This is a genomic window from Collinsella aerofaciens (assembly GCF_019131995.1).
Classification (GTDB): domain Bacteria; phylum Actinomycetota; class Coriobacteriia; order Coriobacteriales; family Coriobacteriaceae; genus Collinsella; species Collinsella aerofaciens_S.
In genome coordinates this window covers 1-21,813 of the sequence record NZ_JAHONA010000006.1, presented here as the reverse complement: position 1 = coordinate 21,813, position 21,813 = coordinate 1, and the positions used below count along the sequence as shown (strand labels likewise).

At 63.5% G+C, this 21,813-nt stretch carries 11 protein-coding genes; all 11 read left to right on the top strand.

What is annotated here, in order from left to right; genetic code table 11:
* Positions 1–218: 218 nt before the first annotated feature.
* The 11 genes from KSY82_RS03030 (at position 219) to KSY82_RS02980 (ending at position 21,718) form a co-directional block, all read left to right on the top strand.
* The gene (locus KSY82_RS03030; RefSeq protein WP_022094855.1) at positions 219–518 is read left to right on the top strand and encodes a YerC/YecD family TrpR-related protein; all 300 of its coding nucleotides are present in this window, start codon (positions 219–221) and stop codon (positions 516–518) included.
* Positions 519–702: 184 nt separating this feature from the next.
* Entirely contained in the window at positions 703–3,801 is a 3,099-nt protein-coding gene (locus KSY82_RS03025; protein ID WP_217750233.1) for a PD-(D/E)XK nuclease family protein, read from the top strand.
* Between the two features lie 3 nt (positions 3,802–3,804).
* Entirely contained in the window at positions 3,805–7,437 is a 3,633-nt protein-coding gene (locus KSY82_RS03020; RefSeq protein WP_217750232.1) for a UvrD-helicase domain-containing protein, read from the top strand.
* A 176-nt stretch (positions 7,438–7,613) separates the two neighbouring features.
* Complete coding sequence (dnaE, locus tag KSY82_RS03015; RefSeq protein WP_215674151.1) at positions 7,614–11,417, top strand: DNA polymerase III subunit alpha; 3,804 nt, start codon at positions 7,614–7,616, stop codon at positions 11,415–11,417.
* A 45-nt stretch (positions 11,418–11,462) separates the two neighbouring features.
* On the top strand, positions 11,463–14,927 hold the full coding sequence (locus KSY82_RS03010) for a DEAD/DEAH box helicase (protein WP_217750231.1): 3,465 nt from the start codon (positions 11,463–11,465) through the stop codon (positions 14,925–14,927).
* Positions 14,928–15,092: 165 nt separating this feature from the next.
* Positions 15,093–15,455: a desulfoferrodoxin family protein gene (locus KSY82_RS03005; RefSeq protein WP_055285739.1), complete on the top strand. Its 363-nt coding sequence runs from the start codon at positions 15,093–15,095 to the stop codon at positions 15,453–15,455.
* A 117-nt stretch (positions 15,456–15,572) separates the two neighbouring features.
* On the top strand, positions 15,573–17,558 hold the full coding sequence (locus tag KSY82_RS03000; protein ID WP_217750230.1) for an NAD(+) synthetase: 1,986 nt from the start codon (positions 15,573–15,575) through the stop codon (positions 17,556–17,558).
* A gap of 137 nt (positions 17,559–17,695) precedes the next feature.
* Positions 17,696–18,217, top strand: coding sequence for a crossover junction endodeoxyribonuclease RuvC (gene ruvC / locus KSY82_RS02995; protein WP_035137351.1), 522 nt, complete (start codon positions 17,696–17,698; stop codon positions 18,215–18,217).
* Entirely contained in the window at positions 18,217–18,837 is a 621-nt protein-coding gene (ruvA, locus tag KSY82_RS02990) for a Holliday junction branch migration protein RuvA (RefSeq protein ID WP_217750229.1), read from the top strand. Before ruvC ends, ruvA begins: the two co-directional genes overlap by 1 nt.
* Positions 18,837–19,904 carry a Holliday junction branch migration DNA helicase RuvB gene (gene ruvB, locus KSY82_RS02985; protein ID WP_217750228.1) on the top strand — a complete coding sequence of 356 codons (1,068 nt, stop codon included), beginning with the start codon at positions 18,837–18,839 and terminating at the stop codon, positions 19,902–19,904. Before ruvA ends, ruvB begins: the two co-directional genes overlap by 1 nt.
* Positions 19,905–20,050: 146 nt before the next feature.
* Positions 20,051–21,718, top strand: coding sequence for a formate--tetrahydrofolate ligase (locus KSY82_RS02980; RefSeq protein ID WP_217750227.1), 1,668 nt, complete (start codon positions 20,051–20,053; stop codon positions 21,716–21,718).
* Positions 21,719–21,813: the final 95 nt, after the last annotated feature.

Here is a 21,813-nt window from a genome sequence, read left to right as displayed (position 1 = left end):
TCTCAAATATTCGTGGAGCTTACGTGCGCATATGGTTTCTAAACGGCGTTCGTCCTGAAAAACGCGCCGCTGGCAGAGAGTCTTGTCGCTTTAGTTTGGTGGTGTGCTACACTGCTACGGGCAAAAGCCACAGGCGTTGCCCTATTGCATAGAACGGGTGAACGATGCCCGATGTCAGTATCAACTTCGATGCCTTTTGGCGGGTTTGGCGGTGATCGATGAATATCGAGAACATGTTTGACAAGCCTGATGTCAAGCAGCTGGTCCACGCATTTAGCCTTTTGGACGACGAGAAGGATATCCAAGCGTTTTTGACCGATATCTGCACGCCGCGCGAGATTTGCGACCTTTCTCAGCGTTTGCAGGTTGCGCGCTATTTGGACGAGGGCGAGCCTTATGTTGAGGTTCAGGCCCGTACCGGCGCTTCGTCCACCACGGTGAGCCGCGTTTCAAAGGCGCTGAACGGCGAGTACGGTGGCTACCGCAAGATCCTCATTAAGTTGGAGGATGGCGAGTAGGCCAGCGACAACATTGAATTACGAAGAACCGTCCCTCCGGGGGCGGTTTTTATATGCCTGCAATCGGCTGGTGCGTTGGGTTCAGGTTGCTTTGTACCAAAAGATGGAACTGCGGTGGCAATGTGTCCGCTTGGGCGGGTAGGATGGATGCATTGATTATTGCGAACGGTTTGAGCGGAGGACCATGCCTGTTCGAATCTATACCACCAATGCCGGCACGGATTTGAGCGATGCCGAGTCGGCGCTGCTTGCCGACCTTATTGCCCGTCACGGGCGTGCCGTGTTGCTGGCACCAACGTTTGCCGAGCTCGATCTGTGCCGTCATGATGCGGCGGAAGCCAGCATTTCGCTGGGTATCGACTACAAGACACCCGCATCGTGGCTTCGCTCGCTTTGGGAGCTTTTGGGCGACGGGCGCGGTTTCGTCGACAACCTGCAACGTCAGATGCTGTTTTCGGATATGATTGCCCGCCGCGACGATGCCGACCTGCAGCCGCTTTCGCGTAGCCAGGGCACGGTGCGCATGCTCGCGCGCATGGCCCGCGATGTGCTGCCGGGTGTGGCGGGGACGACGGCCGAGCGATGCGGTGGCAACAATTGCCAGCCTGAGCCAAAAAGCGATGCCGAGGCTCGTGTGTTTGAGCTTTTGCGTGCCTACGCGGGCGGTTTGGACCGTCGAGATATGGTCGAGCCCTGCGAGGCAGCCGACATTATGGCCGGTGCCCTGGCCGATAGCCTGCCGGCGTGCGCCCGCGCCGTATGCGTGCGCGGTACCACGTCGTTTACGCACGGTCTACTCGAGCTGCTGTCTGCCGTGGCGAACAATGGGGGAGAGGTCGTCGTGCTGCTTGCCCGCGAGCAGGCGGCGATGCGCGAGGAGCTTGCCACGGCATTTGATGCCCGCGGTGTGCTGTTTGAGATCGCGCCGCTGGGGGAGGACGCCGTCGCGTCTGATGTCGCTTGCGGGGCCGCCGCTCAGCCTGCCTTTATTGAGGTCGCCGGCCCCCATGCCCGTGCTCATGTCTATGCGGACGCCATCGATAAGTTGGTGAAAGCGCACAAGGAGTCCAAGGCCGATAAAGCTACTGCAACGCCCGCCGACCCCGTGCGCGTGCTCGTCGTTTCTGCCCGGGCACCCCAGCTGTTCGGCGAGCTCGCCGCCCGTTTGGCGGCGCGTCACATTGCGGCCGAGACGACTGAGTTCACGGCGTTTTCCCAGTCCATCGCGGGCAGGCAGTTTACGGCGCTCGCCAACCTGATCGAGCGTATGAAAGCCGCCGACGAGGGCACCGCTTCCAAGACTGAGTGGTGGCCCGCGCCGGAGCTTACCGACTGGATCTACAGTCCGCTTTCGGGCGCTGATGCCGTCAATGCCCGTACCTTCGATAAGAATATGCGTCTCTCGCGCAGCAAGACTACCGCGGGCGTCAAGAGCCTGCTGCAGAGCGTTCAGGGCCAGGTGAGGGGCGCGCGCAAGGCGACGAGCGACGATAACTGGTTTAAGAACGTACCGTGTGTGGTCTCGGACGTGTTCCAGGCGCTGTGGCGCGACAAACCCGTGACGGCGCTCAAGGCCATGCTCGCCGTTGCCGAGGCGCTGCCCGATCGCGCTCTAGGCGGCCTTGACGGCCAGGCCCGTCGCCAGGCAGAGACGGCTTTGCTGCGCCATGCCATCGACATCCTTATGAACGATGCTCGCGCACTCGACGTGTCGCAGGCCGCGACCGTGCCGGTTCTCGACGGCGTTCGAACCAAGGTGGACAAGCGCAGTACCGCTTACGATTACGCGACCTACGAGGTCGATCGCACGCCACGGGCACAAGTGCGCTTCGTGTCGCTTGCCGATGCGTCGGTTTTGCGTCCTGGCGGCTACGATGCCGTGCTGTTTGCCGATGTCGACCTGGACAGCTATCCGCTTTCGCACGAAGAGGGCCCGCTTGCCACGTTGATGGCCGAGCTGCGCCGCGACGGCGTGTCTTTGGAGCCCGCCGCCCTGCTGCGCGTGCGCTTTGGCCGTGCAATGCAGGCGACGAGCGGTCCGGTCGCGCTTGCCCGCGTGACACACGATCGCCAGGCGCGAGAGTGCTACCCGGCAGCCGTATGGACCGAGCTGCGGGCACATGCCGAGGCCGCTGGCGCTGCCAAGCCCACGTGCGTGGGCGAGGGCGATATCATCGCCGACTTTGATCCCGCGGCAGGTGAAGGCCTCAAGCGCGAGCGCGTGACCTGCGAAGCCCCTCAGCACCTGAGCGATGAAGCCATTCCGTATCTGGTTCTGCGCCGTCGCGATGGCGAGGGCGAGGACGCGCCGCTCGTGCCGCGTCTGACGTCCGCCTCGCAGATCGAGGCCTATTCTACCTGTCCACTGTGCTGGTTCGTGTCGTATCGCGTCAAGCCCCAGTCTATCGACGCGGGCTTTGGCAACATGGAGAAGGGCAACTTTGTCCACGACGTGCTGGAGCATCTGCATGCCCGTCTGCCCCAAGAAGGCATGGAGCGCGTGACGCCCGAGAACCTGCCGCGTGCACAGGAGCTGCTGCACGAGGTCTTTGACGAGACGTTGGCCGAGCACGCCGGCAAGCGAGGCACGGAGGGCCCGCTGGTGCCACTCTCTGCGGTGGAGGAGCGCCAGGTGGCCGAGATTTTGCCGCAGCTGGAGGGCGTGCTTGCCTACGAGTCCGAGGCACTTGCCCCCTTTGCCCCGCGCTACCTGGAGTTCGCCTTCAACGAGCTCAAGGTCGAGTATGCCGGTTGGCCGCTTGGCGGGCGCATCGACCGCGTGGACGTGGACGCCGAGAATCGTGCCGTGGTGATCGACTACAAGCATCGCACGGGCGTTGAGGAGTTTAAGCTCGCCGACCCCACGGTGCGCGACGAGGAATCGGGTACGGCGCCCATCGACGATCCGCGCTGGTTGCCGCCCCATACCCAAACGCTCATCTACGCGCAGGCCATGCGCCGGGCGCTGGATTTGGACACCCGCGCGGCGCTCTACTTTTCGACCAAGGGCGGCAAGCCGGCGCTGCGAGGCGCCGCGAGTGCCGAGCTGCTCGAGGAAGAGCGCGGCGACGGTCGCATCCCGGGCCTCAAGAAGGGCTTTCCGGGCGAGGGCGGCAGCATGGACTTCGACGCCCTGCTCGATCGTGTGGAGGCCGGCATCGCCGAGCGCCTGCGCGAGCTCGAGGCGGGCAACGTTGCCGCCGTCGACCCGATGTCGGCTCAGGCCGCGCATGCGCGCTGCTCGTATAACCACCAAGGAACGTTTGTAAGGAGGGACGTGTAGACCATGGATCTTTCGACTTTGATGCCGCAACAGCTGCGGATCGTCAAAACGCTCGACCGTCCGCTGTTTGTCTCGGCGGGCGCCGGTTCGGGCAAGACCTTTACCCTTACGCGCCGCATCGTCTACGCGCTCTCGCCCGAGTCTGGTCCGTTCGTTGAGCATCTGGACCAGGTGCTCGCCATTACCTTTACCAAAGATGCCGCGGCCGAGATCCGTGACCGCGTGCGCCGCGCGCTCATCGACGAGGGCATGGACGAGGAGGCTCTGACCGTCGACGATGCGTGGATCTCGACCATTCACGGCATGTGTTCGCGCATCCTGCGCGCGCATGCGCTGGAGCTGGGCATCGACCCCGAGTTCACGGTGCTCACCGATACCGACGAGCTTATGGACCAGGCTGTTGAGCATGTGCTGGCCCGCGCGACGGCGCCCGATGCCGCCCCCGAGCTCGCGGCATCGCTCAAGGCCCTCTACGCCTGGTATCCCATGGCGGGCGAGGGCGGCCCCTTTGGCGCCGGCACCACCATCAAGGGCCTGGTGCGCGAGCTGCTGGAGCTCTCGAGCCAGCTGCCGGGCGGTATGGACGACGTGCGCGTGGCGCGCGGCCAGGCCGATACCTCGGCACTTGCCGATGCCTATCGCGCGGCGCTGGGCGTAAGCAAGGCCGCGACCGAGAAGGCACAGATGGCGCTCGATGCCATCGATGCATTCGAGGCCAGCGGCAAGACCATGGCCGATGCGGCGCGACTCATGATGTCGTGCACCATGCCGCGCGCGAGCAAGGCATTCCCTAAGGAGCAGGTCGAGCTGCTCAAGGCCGAGGCCGCCGATGCATTTATCAATATCGTGCTGGCCTGCGGTGGTCCCGCGCTCGATGCACTGGTGGGCTTGGCCCGCTCTGTAGAGGCCGAGTATCGCGTACTGAAGGCTGCCCAGTCCGCCCTCGACAACAACGACTTGCTGCGTATGGCCTACGAGGCCCTGCGCGATTACCCAGCCATCCGAGCGGCATACGAGGGCCGCTTTAAGATGGTCATGATCGACGAGTTCCAGGATACCGACCAGATGCAGGTCGACCTGATCCGTTACCTGACCGGCGCGGGGGAGCGTGCGCTGTGTACCGTGGGCGATGCGCAGCAGTCGATCTATCGCTTCCGCGGCGCTGAGGTCGAGGTGTTCCGTCGCCAGGAGCGCAAGGTGGGCTCGTCTGCCGCGCCCGAGGCGACTGCCGTGACTGACGCCCCCGCCGGCGAGCTCGTCAAGCTCGTGCGCAACTTCCGCAGCCATGACGAGGTGTTGCGTTACGTGGCACGCGTCTTCGACGGCGATGACGGCGGCCTGATGCAGGGCTTTTTGGACCTTGAGGCGAGCGACGGCCGCAAGGACACGCTGGTGGCAGACGCCTCGCGTCGCCAGGCCCTCTTTGTTGCCGGCGGCAGCACGCAGGAGCGCACACAGGCCAAGGCCCGTGCGATCGCCGAGCGATTCCGCGCGCTTGCCGATGCCGGCCAGCCCCAGGGCGGCATGGTGCTGCTGCTGGGCCGCATGACCAACGCAGACGTCTACGCACAGGCCTTCCGCGACCAGGGGCTCGACTGTGTTATCGCAGGCGGCTCGGTCTTTGCGCAGGCTGCCGAGGTGCAGACGGTGCGCGCCCTGGTTTGTGCGCTCGCCAATCCGGCCGATACGGCGCAGGGCCTTATGCCGCTGCTCGCCTCGCCGATGTTTGCGCTGGGCGCCCAGGAGTTTTTGGCGCTGGCGACCAAGCTCGATAGCGAGACGGGGGAGACCTCGCGCCGGAATATCGACGTGGGCATCATGAGCGATTCCGATGTGCCGGGTTTGCAAGACTTGCCGCTCGTGACGCGCGCCCGCGAGGTGCTGCGGTATGCGCTTCGTCGCGTGGGCCGCGATTCGTTCGCCGCCATCGCACGCGACGTGGTCAACGCTTCGGGCTGGTTCGTGCGTCTGGCGCAGCGTGGCCCCGAGGGCAAGGCCATTGCCGCCAACGTGCTCAAGGCGCTCGACGCTGTGGCCGAGGCGGAGGCCGAGTTCGGCAACTCGCCGCGTTCCATCGCGCTTGCCTTCGATCGCTTCCTAGCGGGCAAGGAAGCCCCGGGTGCCCTCAACGAGGAGGGCGACGGCGCGGTGCGCATCATGACGGTGCATGCCTCCAAGGGTCTGGAATATCCGGTCGTGGCGGTCGCCGAGTGCTTTGGCGTGCGTAAGTCCTCGGGTGCGGCACAGATGGGTCGCGTCGAGGGCGGAGCGCAGGTCGTGGCGCTGCCGGCACGCTTCGACGGCGTTAAGCTCGCCGACGGAACCTTTGTGAAGGGCGACGACGTTAAAAAGCAGTTTGAGCATGCGTTTAAGGGCAAGGGCACGTCGCTGTGGCTGCCGCCGGAGCTCATGGAGGACGTCTGCGCGACGGGTTCTCCCGCCGAGGCATTTGCTCGCCTGCGCAACGACGACCTGCAGCTTTCGCTCGAAGAGCGGGCTCGTTTGCTCTATGTCGCCATGACGCGTGCGCGCGAGCTGGTGATCTTGGCGATGGATGCCGGCGTGAGCCGTGGCAAGGTGACGGCGCCGACCTTCGACGTCGAGACCGATCTGACCTATGACGTGCTGCGCCGTATTTTGCCGACCGACGCTCTGGACATGCCGCAGCTCGATGCCGACCGCCTGGTGTTCGACAACTCCCGGCCGGGCGACTACGAGCTCATTTCGCTTGCGAACTTTATCTTTGGCGAGCAGGCGTTTGAGGCCAACGCTTCGCTGGATGCCGAGGGCAGGCTTGTTCGCGGCGATGTCGATACAGATACTGCCGACGATTCGGCCAGTACAATCGTCCCCGGTCCTGCCGACCCCGATCCCGATGCGTTTGAGCTCGTGTATCCCCAGGCGGCGGGCGTGCGCATGGGCACCTGCCCGTATCCGGAGCGCGATTCGTACAGCTACTCGTCAATTGCCGCGGCGCTACATGCCGAGTCCGAGGACCGTGCTGCCGAGGCGCGCGTGCCCATGGACGAGTCCGGCGATGATGCAGAGTCGGATGGCTCGGAGATGACGGATGCAGACGTGGCCGCCGTTGAGCCCGCCGGCAACCCCATGGCGCTGGGCTCGGCCTTCCACGCTGCCTGCCAGTGGCTCATCGAGATGGGTGCCGATGCGCTGCCCGCCGCGCGTGCCGATGCGCTGGCGCGCCTGTGGCGCCTGACGCCGGAGCAGCGCGAACGCTTCGACGTTGCCCTGGACCGCTGGCTCAAGTCGGCTGTTCGTGCCGACCTGCTCGCGTGGCCGTGTGTTCGCGCCGAGGTGCCGTTCTTTTCGCTGGGCTGCGAGGACGAGGACATCGCTCGCTACGGTGCATATGCCGAGGGCGCCATCGACGCTTTGGCGACGAACCCGGCCGATCCGTCGCGGGCACTGGTCATCGACTACAAGACGGGCGGCACGCCGGACGAGACGCCGGAACAGCTGCAGGAGAAGCACGCCCTGCAGGCGCGCGTCTACGCTGATGTTCTGCACAAGGCGGGCTTTGAGGCCGTGACCGTCAAGTTCGTCCGCGTGGAACAGGCCGATCCGACTCTCTTCGTCGAACCCGCCGAACCTCAAGTGGTCACCTACAATCTCTAGCTCTCAGATAACTTGCGGTGGAATAGTTCCTGTATTGCGGCCCAGATGGCCCAAGCGGGAACTATTTCACCGCAACTGCAAGAGGAGCCGTGTGGGTTTGGCTAGGTTCGGGTGCTGTCCGTGCCGTGGGGTAAAATCGTTCAGTCAGAACACGAACCCGCATCGGAGCTCATCACATGGCATTCGTCCATCTGCACAATCACACTGTTTTCTCCATGCTCGACGGCGCAACCCGTATCCAGGATATGGTCAACCGCGCCGTTGAGCTTGGCATGCCCGCCGTGGCCATTACCGACCACGGCTACATGTATGGCGTGCCCGACCTGGCGCTGGCCTGCGACGCCGTCAACCACAACACGCCCGAGTACAAAACGTGGAGCCACGACAAGGCCTTCTTGGAAAAGGACCGCCGCGACGAGCTGGTGGAGCCCGACCCCGAGGCAAACCCGCGCGAGCACGCCCAGTACGTCAAGGACATGGCCATGTGGGACGAGAAGGGCAACATCGACGAGCTTAAGCCGCCCCTGGTCATCAAGCCCATCTTTGGCTGCGAGGTTTACTTTACGCCGGACGAGACGCTCGCCCGCGACCATAAACCCGAGCTCTACCACATGATCCTTCTGGCCAAGGACCAGGAGGGCTACGTCAACCTGATGCAGACGGTCTCCGAGGCCGCCGTGCAGGGCTTTTACTACAAGCCGCGCGTGACGCTCGACAACCTGCGCCGTCATGCCAAGGGCATGATTTGCACGAGCGCCTGCATCGCCGGCATCATTCCCAAGTACATCGACCGCGGTGACATGGAGGGCGCCATCAAGTGGGCCGAGACCTTCCGCGATACCTTCGACCCCGGCGACTTTTATATCGAGATCCAGGAACACGGCATTACCACCGATAACGGCCTGACCGACGAGCAGATGGACCGCACGCTCATCGATATCGCCAAGCAGGTGGGTGTCAAGGTCATCGCCACCAACGACTTCCATTACCTGCGCCGCGAGGACGCCCCCGTGCAGGACGTCATCATGTGCATCGGTATGAACGCCAAGGTCGACGACCCCAACCGCATGCGTATGACCGGCTCGGAGTTTTACATGAAGACCGAGGAGGAGATGCGGGCGATGTTCCCGTATTGCCCCGAGGCCTGCGACAACACGCTCGAGATCGCCGACAAGTGCTACGTGGAGCTCGACTGGGACTCCATCATCCTGCCGCGCTTCCCGCTGCTCGATCCCGGCGAGACGCACGAGAGCCAGTTCCGCCGCGAGTGCGAGAAGGGCCTGCGCCAGCACTACGGTGACGACTGGGCCACGCGCGAGATCGGTGGCGTCAACATCAAAGAGCGCTTTGAGTACGAATACAAGGTCATCTGCGACAAGGGCTTTGCCGCCTACTTTTTGATCGTCGCCGAGTACGTGCAATGGGCCAAGGACAACGGCATCGGCGTCGGCCCCGGCCGTGGCTCGGCCGCCGGCGCTATCGTCGCCTACGCCATGAACATCACCGCGTTCGACCCGCTCGAAAACGGCCTGATGTTCGAGAGGTTCCTGTCCCCGCAGCGTACCGAGATGCCCGATATCGATATGGACTTCGACGATGAGCGGCGCCTCGAGGTCGTGGAGCACGTTCGCCAGCTCTACGGCCCCGAGAAGGTCACCCACGTCATCACCTACTCGACCATTAAGGCCAAGCAGGCCATCAACGACGCCGCGCGCGTCCTGGACTACCCGGTCTACATGGGCCAGCGCCTGTCCAAGATGGTCTCGAGCGACCCCAAGGTCAAGCTCAAGCAGGTGCTCGACAAACAACCCGGCAAAGAGGATCTGTTTAACCCCGATTTTGCCGAGGCCTATAAAAAGGACGACGACGCCCGCCGCATCATCGACACGGCGCTCTCGATCGAGGGCCTCACCCGTGGCGAGGGCGTGCACGCGTGCGCCGTTCTGATCTGCCGTGACCCCGTCAACGAGCACGTGCCCACCAAGCTCGACACCAAGGGCGGCGTCGAGATTACCCAGTACGAGGGCCATACCGTTGCCGACATGGGCCTGCTCAAGATGGACTTCCTGGGCCTGCGCACGCTGACGGTTATCTCCAAGGCCAAGGCAAACATCAAAAAGAACTTCGGCATCGACATCAAAGAGGAAGAGATTCCCTTTGACGACCCCGAGATCTTTAAGCTCATGGGCTCCGGTCACACCGCCGGCGTCTTCCAGGTCGAGTCCGCCGGCATGACGGCCACGATCAAGAACATGAAGCCCACAGAGTACAAGCACGTCGTGGCATTGATCGCCCTGTACCGTCCGGGCCCGCTAGGCGCCGGCATGGTCTCGTCCTACATCAACCGTATGAACGGCAAGGAGCCGGCCGTCTCCTACGACGACCGTCTGGACGACATCCTGGGCGAAACCTACGGCACCATGGTCTACCAGGAGCAGGTTATGCTCATCTCCGTCGAGATGTGCGGCTTCTCCAAGGGCGAGTCGGACTCGCGTATCCGTAAGCCCGTGGCTAAGAAAAAGATCAAGCTGCTCACGTCGACGGTGCTCCACTGGGAGGATGGCTCGGACGAGACCACCTACGACCACTGGATGAACGGCGCTATCAAGAACAACTACACGCGCGAGGTCGCCCAGAAGATTTGGGACGATGTTCTCGAGTTCGCGTCCTACGCCTTCAACAAGTCGCACTCCGCCGGCTACGCCATTCTGGTTATGCAGACGGCATGGCTCAAGGCGCACTATCCGCACGAGTACATGGCGGCCGTGCTGACGTCCTACACGGGCAAGACCGACAAGATCGTGCACTACGTCTCGGCATGCCGTCACGACGGCATCCCCGTGCTTTCGCCAGATGTCAACGAGTCCGGCACCGAGTTCACGGCTACCAAGGAAGGCGTGCGCTTTGGTCTGGCCGGCATCCGCGGCGTGGGCACCGGCGTGGCGCAGGCGATTATCGCCGAGCGCGAGGCGGGCGGCCCGTTTAAGACGCTGCACGACTTTGTCGAGCGCGTGGACTCGAGCCAGGCCAACCGCCGCGTGATCGAATCGCTGATCAAGGCAGGTGCCTTCGACTCCACGGGCTATCCGCGCCGCCAGATGATGCACTTTGTGGACAAGAACAACCCCGAGAACATCATCGACGCCGCGATAAAGCGCCAGAAGGACCGCGCGAGCGGCCAGACCTCGTTCTTCGACATGTTTGGTGATGTTGAGGGCTCGGGTTTCGAGGTCAGCGTGCCCGATCCGGACGGCCAGGAATGGGACCGCCACCTTAAGCTGAGCCAGGAGAAAGAGGTTCTGGGCATCTATGTCTCGGACCACCCACTGCGCCCGTTTGAGTATGCGCTCAGCAAAGCGCGCGACTTCTCGTTCTCGCAGATCGACACCGGCTACGAAGTTCAGAATCCTACGGGCGGCACCATCAACCAGGAGATTCCCGAGGGCAAAGCGCTGTGGTGGGCCGGCATGGTCTCGAGCGTGTCCAAGCGCGTGACCAAAAACGGCGACCCCATGGGCATCGTGCAGCTCGAGGACATGGAAGGCGAGGCCACCGTCGTCGTGTTCCCCAAGACCTATAAAGAGGCCGAGGGGTACCTGTACGGCGAGGTCGATCCCGAGACCGGTGCGCAGCTGTCCGACGCCTTTGTGCGCATCAAGGGCAAACTCGAGCGCTCTGACCGCGGCGACCAGATCATCGCGCAGGAGATCGTGCCGCTTGAGCTCAACGAGGAGAACAACAAGCCCAAGGTGTTTGAGGTCATGGTGCCCAACAGCCGCTTTAGCCAGGGCAATATGGCGCGCCTGGCCACGGTGCTCACCGCTAACCCGGGCGGCGACCGCGTGGAGATCTTTATCGAGCAGGTGGACGGGCGCGTGCTGCGCGCCGAGGTGCCTGCCAAGGTCAACGCGCGCTCGATTCCGCTGCTGGCCGAGGCCAAGGCCATTGTGGGTAACCAAGGCCGCGTGACGGTTATCTAGGGACGGCGTTGCTGAGAGGTACTCGGTGCGAGATTGGAGGAAGTGATGGCGCAGGGGACGTTTGTGCAGGCGCTCCGGAAAGAGGCGGCGCTGAGCGGCACCTTTATGAAGGGCCGCTCGCTCATGCTCAACGGCGCCGTGCTGTCGATCGAGGACAGCGGCTCGCGCTTCTCCAAAAACGTGACGGTTGAGGGCTCAGTGCGCGGCTCGCGCGGTGACCTGTACAAGACGCACGTGGCGCTCGACATGGACGAGCACGAGGTGATCGACTACGACTGCGATTGCCCCGCTGCCTATCGCTACCCCGGCATGTGCAAGCACGCCATCGCCACGGCGCTGGCGTACCTGGATGCCAGCGGCATTGAGCCCGTCGAGGGGCTGCGCACGCCGGTCCGCACGTTTACGGCGGCGCCCAAGCAAGCCGCGCGTCCCTCGTCCGCCGCACCAGCGGTCAACCCTAACTTTCCCTTCCCGGCGCCCGTCCCCACGAGCCCGAGCCTCATGAAGGCGCTCTCCGATCTTTCGGACGCGCGCATGGATGAGTTGGCGGGCATGCGCCGCAAGCTCGCCGGCACTGTCGACCCCGATGCCCCCAAGGCGGTGTTGGAGCCCTCGCTGGTGCCGTACTACAATCCGCTGTTTGCCGACCGCTTTAGCTGGGCGCTCGAGCTTCGTATCCGCTGCGGCTCGGTGTCCTACGTGGTCAAGGACATCGACGGCATGGCCGCCGCTTACGTGCGCGGCGGCACGTTCTCGTACGGCAAAAAGCTTACATTCCTCCATGCGCCCGAGGCCTTCGACGAGGTTTCGGTGCGCCTACTCGACCTTGTTGTGGCAACGGTTGTGTATCTGAGCGACATCACAAGTTCGCGTTCGGCGTCGTACGATTTTGCACGCAGCGGCTTTGTCGCCGAGCGCCAGCTGCCGCTGTCCGAGCATGACATCGTATACATGCTGGACTTGCTGCGTGGCCGGACCATTTCCTTTGAGCCCGCCTGGTCGCGGGGAACGACGACGCATCGTTCCTACGAGGTGGCGGTTGAGTTGTCGCCGGTGGGGGAGGACGAGGCCTCGGCAAAACAACCACCGCTCCTCGCCGCCAAAATCGCGCCGGCGGCTGGTGGCAGCTACGATCTGCGCCTGCCCGCCGATATGTACTGCTTTGTCTCGGGCGACGTTGCCTATCTGGTCGACACGCACCGCGCGCGCCGCGCCGATGCGGCGTTTGCCCAGCATGCCGCACCGTTTCTGTCGCGTCTGCTGCCCTGCCGCACGCCGGTCCATATCGCCGCCGAGCAGGTGGGCGAATTCTGCCGCATGGCACTGCCCGTGCTGCGCGAATACACTGACCTCACCGCTCCCGCCGTGCTCGACACCGTGGCGCCCGAGCCGAGCTTTGCCATGGCAATCGGTGTCGACGACGGGCTCGTGACCTGCAAGATTACGGTTTCCTACGGCGACTGGTCGGCAGATCTCTTTAGCCTGGGTGCTCCGGGAAGCCCCTTCGAAGAACAGCGCCCGGGCGTGCCGCCGCGCGACGAGATAGCAGAGTTTCGCGTTATGGACACGGCGGCCCTGTATTTCGACTTTTACGAGGGCGGCCTGGCGTTTGAGGAGCGCGACGACGAGAGCTTGTTCCGCCTGCTGACCGAGGGCCTGTCCGCCCTGTCCGAGCTGGGCGAGGTCATGCTCAGCGACCGCCTACGCCAGATCTCGGTGCGCCCTGCGCCCAAGCTTTCGGTGCGTGCCACCGTCAAGAGCAACCTGCTCGATGTTGAACTGGGCGCGAGCGGTCTTTCGGCGGCAGATCTTGCCATCTACCTCGACTCCTACAAGCGTCACCAGACGTTTGCGCGTCTCACGTCCGGCGACATCATTCGCCTGGACGAGGGCGCCCGAGCTGCATTTGGCCTTGCCGAGGACCTGGGTGTCGATGCCGTCGACCTGCTCGACGGCGTGTCGCTTCCCGCGTCGAGCACCCTGTTCGTCGATAGTATGCTCGCGCGCACGCCCGCGCTCGAAGCCGATCGCGACGCTGCGTTCCGCCGTACCGTCGAGCGTCTGGACACGCTCGGCAAGATGGACTTTACGGTGCCAGCATCGCTCAAGGCAACGATGCGCGGCTACCAGGTCGACGGATACCAGTGGCTCGGCTCGCTCGAACACCTGGGCCTTGGCGGCATCTTGGCCGACGACATGGGCCTGGGCAAAACGCTGCAGATGATCGCACATATCCTGGCGCGCGTGGAAGCGGGGGACATTAAGCCCACGCTTGTGGTGTGCCCTGCGTCGCTTGTGTACAACTGGACCGCCGAGCTGGAGCGCTTTGCCCCGTCGCTCGATGTGTGCGCCATTGTGGGCGCCAAGGCGCAGCGTCGCGTGCAGATTGCCGGCGTGGCCGAGCATAACGTGGCCGTGACGTCGTATGACCTTATGCGGCGCGATATCGACGAGTATGTCGAGCAGGACTTTGCCCGTGCGGTGCTCGATGAGGCCCAGTACATTAAAAACCCGCTCACCCAGGTGGCGCGCGCCGCCAAGCGCCTGCCGGCCGGCGTGCGCTTTGCCCTGACGGGCACGCCCATCGAAAACCGCTTGTCCGAGCTCTGGAGCATCTTCGACTTTTTGATGCCGGGCTTACTTGGCACGCGCGAGTCGTTTGCCAAGCGCTTCGAAAGCCCAGTCGAGCACGCCGAGGGCGACAGCGCCGCTCGCCTGCAGGCGCTCGTGTCGCCGTTTGTGCTGCGCCGTGTTAAGGAAGACGTGGTGGCCGACCTGCCCGAGAAGATCGAGGACACCGTCATGGCACAGCTCACCGGCGAGCAGCGCAAGCTCTACCTGGCCAACCAGGACCGCATCGCCCAGCAGGTGCAGCACCGCGAGGCTGGGGAGTTTAAGAAAGACAAGCTCAAGGTGCTTGCCGAGCTCACCAAGTTGCGCCAGATCTGCTGCGACCCGCGTCTGCACTACGAGGATTACAAGTCGGGGAGCGCCAAACTCGATACGTGCATGGAGCTCGTGCACGGCGCACTCGACGGCGGACATCGCATCCTGTTGTTCAGCCAGTTTACGGGTATGCTCGATATTATCGGTAAGCGCCTGGCCAAGGAGGACATCGCCTTCCTTAAGCTCACGGGCGCTTCGTCTAAGGAGAGCCGCGCCAAGATGGTCGCGCAGTTCCAAGCGGGCGAGGTTCCGGTCTTTTTGATTTCGCTCAAGGCGGGCGGCGTGGGCCTTAACCTGACGGCTGCCGACGTGGTCATCCACTACGACCCGTGGTGGAACGTGGCGGCGCAGGACCAAGCAACTGATCGTGCATACCGTATTGGTCAGCAACATACCGTGACCGTGTACAAGCTCATCGCCAAGGACACGATCGAGGAACGCATTATGCAGATGCAGGAGTCCAAACGCGACCTGGTCAACAGCGTGCTCGGCGGCGACGGCATCTCGTCGGCGCTGTTTACCCGCGAAGATGTTCTGGCGCTGCTGGGCGGCGACGGTCGCTAGCCGCGCGCGGGGTGGGACTGCTGGAGTGGGCAGGACGGTCGACGCATTTTGGCCCGACCGCTTGCCTGGTCCGTTATGTGTTCATTTGCAATGCCGTGGATGGTTTGTCTGCCTTTGGGCATAAGAACCATCAAGAACATTGGCACATTAGCAAAGGAGAACATCATGGCGAAATTCTTTAAGGACCCCGACGGCAAGCTCATCGCTGCCCTTGGCGACGACGTTGCGACCCCTGCCGGTTGCACGGAACTGACTGCAAACACTGAGGACGCGGCGCACGAGAAGCACGTGCCTGTTGTCGAGACCGAGCGTGACGGTCACGTGATTCGCGCACGCGTTGGCTCGGTCGAGCACCCCAGCCTGCCCGAGCACTACATTGAGTGGATCGCCCTTGAGGCCGAGGGCCGCTTAGAGGTCCATTACCTTGAGCCCGGCATGAAACCCGCGACGTTTTTCGCGGGCGGCTCCAAGACCGGTACCGTCTATGCCTACTGCAACCTGCACGGGCTGTGGTCCGCGACATTCTAGGAGCGCGCCCCCGCTCGGGGTATCATAGCTAGCATATGCACATGCAAGCGCCGGCTGCATTATGCGGTCGGCGCTTTTACTACGATTTCGATGGTTTACGACGGAAAGGGCTGAGCCATGAAGCTCGCGCTTGCACAGATCGATATGCGCCTTGGGGATGTTGAGGGCATTTGCGGCCGCATCGAGGACCAGGCTCGTCTGGCCCACGAGCGCGGGGCGCGCGTGCTGTGCGTTCCGGCTCCGCTCTTTATGGGCGCCATGCCCGGTGGCCTGGTGGGCGCTGCCGACTTTGAGCACGACGTGCTTGCCGGTTTGACTGGTGTCGCCGAGCGTATCCAGGAGCTTGACATGATCTGCATCGTGCCCGCGGCGGTTTCGTTTGAGGGCCAACCGCTGCTCGACTACATGATGCTCAAGGACGGTCATGTGGTGCCGGCGCGTTCGAGCATTGCCTTGCAGCGTGGCGAGAACAACGACACGCGTTGGGCGCCGCCGGTGTTCGACGTGGACGGCGTGCGCATCGCCGTAATTTTTGACTTGGACCGCGAACTCGAGATGCTGCCGACCGGTGTTGACCTCATTGCGTATTTCCAATTCAACGCGTTTGACATGACCGACCGCGAGACTGCCGCCATTGCTGCCGTTCGCAGCGGCGCCTACCGCAAGATCGCATCCAAGCGCAGCGTGTGGTTTGCCTGCATGGCGCCGGTCGGTGCCTATGACGAGTCGGTGTATACCGGCGGTTCGTTTGTGCTCGACGACTGCGGTCGCGTGGTGGCCCAGGCGCCGTGCTTTGAGGAGAGCCTGCTGGTTCAGGAGATTCAGCGCGGCGTGATGCTCGATGCCCTGGAGGATCACGAACTGCCCGAGTTCCGTTCCGAGGAGTGGCTGTGGCAGGCGCTGGTGCTCGCCGTGCGCGACAACGCCCGAGCCCACGGTGCGTCGCGTGCTGTGGTGGCACTCGAAGGTGACCTGCCGTCGTCCCTGCTGGCGGCGCTGGCCGTCGACGCTCTGGGCCCGCGCAATGTGATTGGCCTGGTGCTGGGGCGCAACCGTATCTTTACGCCGGCGCAGGAAGAAGCCGAGGCTGCCCGCTGTGCCGCCGTCCGCGCCATCGCCGAGCGTCTGCACATTCGCACCGTCGAGCGCGATGCACCGGATGCGGCGCGCGTGCTCGATCGCGACGTGTCGGCGGGCGATGCCGAGCGCCTGCGCTCGCGCACGCTGGGCCTGATGCTGGAGGATACGGCGCTCGAGCTGGGTGCGATGGCGCTGAGCCCGCTGTCCAAAACCGAGTACGCGCTGGCGGCGCCGGCGCTTTGCGGCGGCTACCAGGGCGACTTTGCGCCCTTTGGCGATGTGTACCTGTCGACGCTTGAGTTTGTGGCGCGTGTGCGCAACCGCACGTCTGCCGTGGTGCCCCAAGAGCTCGTGACGCTCAACGCAGTGGAAGATTGTATGGAGCGCGTGCTGGCGCAGGCGCTCTCGACGCTCGACGGTCCGGTCGATATGCTCGACCGTGCGGCACAGCTGCTCGGCGGGCTTGAGCCGGGTGAGGTCGATGGCGCGCTCGAGGCGCACGTGGACCGCAATCGATCTTTCGACGACATCCCGATGGCCGCTGGCAAGCCTGAGGCCTGCTCGCTGCTGCTGATGCTCGTTCGACAGGGTGAGGCTGCCCGCCGCATGTTGCCGATGGCGCCGATCGTCTCGGCCCGTTCGTTTGCCGAGCGTGCCTGGCCGTATATGCTCGCGTGGTCCGACCTGGGGCTTAACGGCAAGGAGCGTATGACGGTCGATTCGCTGGCGCGCGCCGAGGTGCGCCGTTTTGCTGACGAGGATACGAGCGAGCGCGTGCGAAACGAGATGATGGGCGTGCTGGGCGAGCTACTGGGTATTTCGCCCGAGCAAATGGAGGAGCTGCGCTCTGAGGACGGTCAGCGTCGCTTGCATGAGGGCATGAAGAAGTTTGAGGGCGAGGTCCAGGACGCCATCGATAAGATGATGGGCGGTCAGGGCGGCCCGCAGGGCGGGCCCCAGGGCGGACCGATGCCGCACCCGCCGGTTGATCCGAGGCAGTTCCCCTTTTTCTCGCAGAACTAACTATGGGATAGGATTCGCTTCCAACCCTGACACTTCAACTAAGCATCTTGGCCCCGTTGTGTTATTCTAGAACAGACGTTCGTGAATGATGCGCGGGGCCTTGTCTTGCGCTGTGCTTGTGGCGAGGGGAGGTCGGCTTGGTTATCTTGGGCATTGACCCCGGTTTGGCTCATACGGGTTGGGGGATTATCGAGGAGCGGCGTGGCGAGGTTCGCTGCCGTGCCTATGGCTGCATCGAGACCAGTGCCGGAAGTCCGCTCGCGGTGCGCCTGTCGCATATCGCCCGCGACCTCAAGGGCGTTGTCGAACGCTATCGTCCCGATACCGCTGCTATCGAGAGCATTTACTTTGGCGCCAACGTTCGTTCGGCCATCCCCACGGCGCATGCCCGCGGTGCTGCACTCGTCGCACTTTCGGAATGCGCGCTCGAGATTGGCGAGTACACGCCCATGCAGATCAAACAGGCTGTGGTGGGCACTGGCGCCGCGGACAAGCGGCAGGTCGCCTACATGGTACGCACACTCACACAGCTCGATCACGACCCGCATCCCGACCATGCCGCCGATGCCCTGGCCTGCGCCATCTGCCACGTAAACCTCAGCCGCACCCGCGCCCTCACCGGTGGCGAGTTCTATCAACAGAGAGGAACCGGATACTGATGATTTCCCAGCTCCACGGAACGCTTGTCGAGGCCACGATGAGCTCTGCTGTCGTCGATGTGTCGGGCGTTGGCTTTGAGCTCGGCATCTCGGGTAGCACTGCGGCCACGTTGCCGACGCCCGGTGGCGAGGTCCGCCTCTACACGCGTATGCAGGTGCGCGAGGACGCCATGACACTTTTCGGTTTTTCCTCAAAGGATGAGCGCATGATGTTCGACCGGCTCGTGTCCGTTTCGGGCGTCGGCCCGCGCCTGGCGCTCGCCGTGCTCTCCACCTATACCGTGGGACAGCTGTATTCTCTGGTAATGGCCGAGGACGACAAAGGCATGGCCAAGGTGCCTGGCGTGGGCAAAAAGACCGCGCAGCGTCTCATCCTGGAGCTCAAGAGCACCTTTGCCAAGGACAAGGGCTTTGTGCCGGTCGATGTAATTCCCGGCCAGGTTGCGATGCCGGTTCCCGCTGCCGCTCCCTCGGCGATCGACGATGCCCGCGCGGCACTCCTTTCCATGGGCTTTAGCCCGCAGGAGACCGATGTTGCCCTGAGCGGGTATGATGGGCAGGATATGCGTGTCGAGGATCTGCTCGGCGCGGCGCTTAAGCGACTCGGAATGGATGCGTGATGTGGGAAGCCGATGACTCTCAGGACCTGTGGGCGACGCCCGGCAACTCGCCGGCGGCATCCATGGCGCACGGTGAGCGCGTGGTGGGCTCGGAGCTGACGCCCGAGGACCTCGATGTCGACCGCACCTTGCGCCCTCAGCGCTTGGACGACTACTGCGGCCAGGAGCACATCAAGCAGAGCCTGCGCGTGTTGATCGAGGCAGCGCAGAGCCGTGGCGAGACGCTCGACCACGTGATCTTCTCAGGCCCTCCGGGCTTGGGCAAGACCACGCTGGCTACGGTTATCGCCAACGAGCTGGGCGCTCAGATCAAGACGACGAGTGGCCCTGCCATCGCGCGTACCGGCGACCTGGCGGCTATCCTTACCAATTTGCAGCCGGGCGACGTGCTGTTTATCGACGAGATCCACCGCCTCAACCGTTCGGTCGAGGAGGTCCTGTATCCCGCGATGGAGGACTTTGCGCTCGATATCGTAATCGGCAAGGGTCCGGCGGCTCGCTCGATTCGCCTTGACATCCCCAAGTTCACACTGGTGGCGGCGACGACCCGCTCGGGCATGCTGACCGGTCCGCTGCGCGACCGCTTTGGCATCTCGTATCGCCTGGATTACTACACCGTCGAGGAGCTCGCCCAGATCGTGACGCGCTCAGCGACCATCCTGGGCGCGACGATTGACCATCCCAGCGCGCTCGAGATAGGCTCGCGCTCGCGCGGCACGCCGCGTCTTGCAAACCGTCTGCTCAAGCGCGTGCGCGACTATGCGCAGGTGCGCGGTAACGGTCCCATCGAACTCGACATTTGCCGTCAAGCGCTCGAGTTCTTCGAGATCGATGAGCTTGGCCTGGACTGGATGGACATCCGTATTTTGGAGACGCTTGCCAAGACGTTCTCCGGTCGCGCCGTGGGCCTGACCACGCTTGCCAGCGCGGTAGGCGAGGACCCGGGCACGCTTGAGGATGTCTATGAGCCCTATCTGCTGCAGTGCGGTCTGATGATCCGTACGCCCCAGGGCCGCCAAGCAACCCTTCGCACGTTTGAGCATTTGGGGATCGAGCCAACCGTTTAGGGATGGTTTTGTTTTGGCAGGCTGTTAGGCTATCGCTGGGCATTGGATAAACATATCGCCATTCATCGGTTACGGGTGTTTTTCTATTGCGCGCCCGTGCTATGCTGGATTGGTCTTTTTCTCATCCGGTAACGAAAGGACCGCCCATGCCTACTGACATCGAAATCGCACGTTCCGTCACGCCGCTGCCTATTACCGAGGTGGCTAAGAACGCCGGCGTTGACGTTAAGCATCTGATTCCGTACGGCTTCGACAAGGCTAAGGTCGACTACTCCCTGCTCAATGAGCCAACTGATCATCAGGCTAAGCTCGTCCTCGTGACCGCTATCAACCCCACGCCCGCCGGCGAGGGTAAGACCACCACGACCATCGGTCTTGCCGACGGTCTGCGCCGTCGCGGCGTCAAGAGCGCCGTGGCTCTGCGCGAGCCTTCGCTCGGTCCCGTCTTTGGCGTGAAGGGCGGTGCCGCCGGTGGCGGTTGGGCCCAGGTTATCCCCATGGAGGACATCAACCTGCACTTTACCGGTGACTTCCATGCCATCGGTGCCGCCAACAACCTGCTGGCCGCTATGCTCGACAACCATATTCAGCAGGGCAACCAGCTCGGTATCGACGTTAAGCGCATCACCTGGAAGCGCGTCGTCGACATGAACGACCGTCAGCTCCGTCACGTCATCGACGGCATTGGCGGCAAGGCCCAGGGCGTGCCGCGCGAGGACGGCTTCGACATTACCGTCGCCTCCGAGATTATGGCAATCTTGTGCCTGTCCACGAGCATTAACGACCTCAAGGAGCGCCTGGGCGAGATCGTCGTCGGCTACAGCTTTGCCGGCGAGCCCGTCCGCGCTCGCGACCTTAAGGCTCAGGGCGCCATGGCTGCTCTGCTCAAGGACGCGCTCAAACCCAACCTGGTGCAGACGCTCGAGGGCACGCCTGCGTTTGTCCACGGCGGTCCCTTCGCCAATATCGCCCACGGCTGCAACTCCATCATGGCCACCCGCATGGCCATGCGCTTTGGCGATGTTGCCATTACCGAGGCCGGCTTTGGTGCCGACCTGGGTGCTGAGAAGTTCCTCGATATCAAGTGCCGCATGACGGGCGTTCGTCCCAGCGCTGTCGTGGTCGTTGCGACTGCCCGCGCGCTTAAGTACAACGGCGGTGTCGCCAAGGCCGACCTCAACGAGGAGAACCTTGAGGCCCTTAAGGCCGGCATGCCCAACCTGCTGCGCCATGTCGACAACATTCAGAACGTGTACGGCCTGCCCTGTGTGGTCGCCATCAACCGCTTCCCGACGGACACCGAGGCCGAGCTGGAGCTCATCGAGTCCGAGTGCCAGAAGCTTGGCGTCAACGTTAAGCTGTCCGAGGTCTGGGCCAAGGGCGGCGAGGGCGCGCTCGACCTGGCCGATGAGGTCATGCGCCTGATCGAGCAGCCGAGCGAGCTCAAGTTTGCTTACGAGGACGGTGCCGATGTGGCCGACGCCCTCGAGGCCGTTGCCACCAAGGTTTACCGTGCCGACGGCGTTGACTTTACGCCGGCTGCCAAGCGCCAGCTCGCTGAGCTGCGCGAGAACGGCTTTGGCAACCTGCCGGTGTGCGTGGCCAAGACGCAGTACAGCTTTAGCGACAACGCTAAGGCCCTCGGTGCCCCCGAGGGCTTCCGCATCACCGTGCGCGAGCTCAAGGTTTCCGCCGGCGCTCACTTCGTGGTCGCGCTGACCGGCAGCGTTCTGACCATGCCGGGCCTGCCCAAGGTTCCCGCGGCCGAGAACATCGACGTCGACAACGACGGCAACATCACCGGCCTGTTCTAAGCCCGCTATTCATAGCCGCTTGCCCGCCCCGCCGCGCCACTGAACTGCCTCCCATTTCTTGGACATGAGAAATGGGAGGCTTTCTTTATGCGCGT

Excerpts from the sequence above, each read along its gene's own strand:
- KSY82_RS03030 (WP_022094855.1), top strand. The coding sequence starts at position 219 with ATGAATATCGAGAACATGTTTGACAAGCCTGATGTCAAGCAGCTGGTC.
- KSY82_RS03025 (WP_217750233.1), top strand. The coding sequence starts at position 703 with ATGCCTGTTCGAATCTATACCACCAATGCCGGCACGGATTTGAGCGAT.
- KSY82_RS03020 (WP_217750232.1), top strand. The coding sequence starts at position 3,805 with ATGGATCTTTCGACTTTGATGCCGCAACAGCTGCGGATCGTCAAAACG.
- dnaE (WP_215674151.1), top strand. The coding sequence starts at position 7,614 with ATGGCATTCGTCCATCTGCACAATCACACTGTTTTCTCCATGCTCGAC.
- KSY82_RS03010 (WP_217750231.1), top strand. The coding sequence starts at position 11,463 with ATGGCGCAGGGGACGTTTGTGCAGGCGCTCCGGAAAGAGGCGGCGCTG.
- KSY82_RS03005 (WP_055285739.1), top strand. The coding sequence starts at position 15,093 with ATGGCGAAATTCTTTAAGGACCCCGACGGCAAGCTCATCGCTGCCCTT.
- KSY82_RS03000 (WP_217750230.1), top strand. The coding sequence starts at position 15,573 with ATGAAGCTCGCGCTTGCACAGATCGATATGCGCCTTGGGGATGTTGAG.
- ruvA (WP_217750229.1), top strand. The coding sequence starts at position 18,217 with ATGATTTCCCAGCTCCACGGAACGCTTGTCGAGGCCACGATGAGCTCT.
- ruvB (WP_217750228.1), top strand. The coding sequence starts at position 18,837 with ATGTGGGAAGCCGATGACTCTCAGGACCTGTGGGCGACGCCCGGCAAC.
- KSY82_RS02980 (WP_217750227.1), top strand. The coding sequence starts at position 20,051 with ATGCCTACTGACATCGAAATCGCACGTTCCGTCACGCCGCTGCCTATT.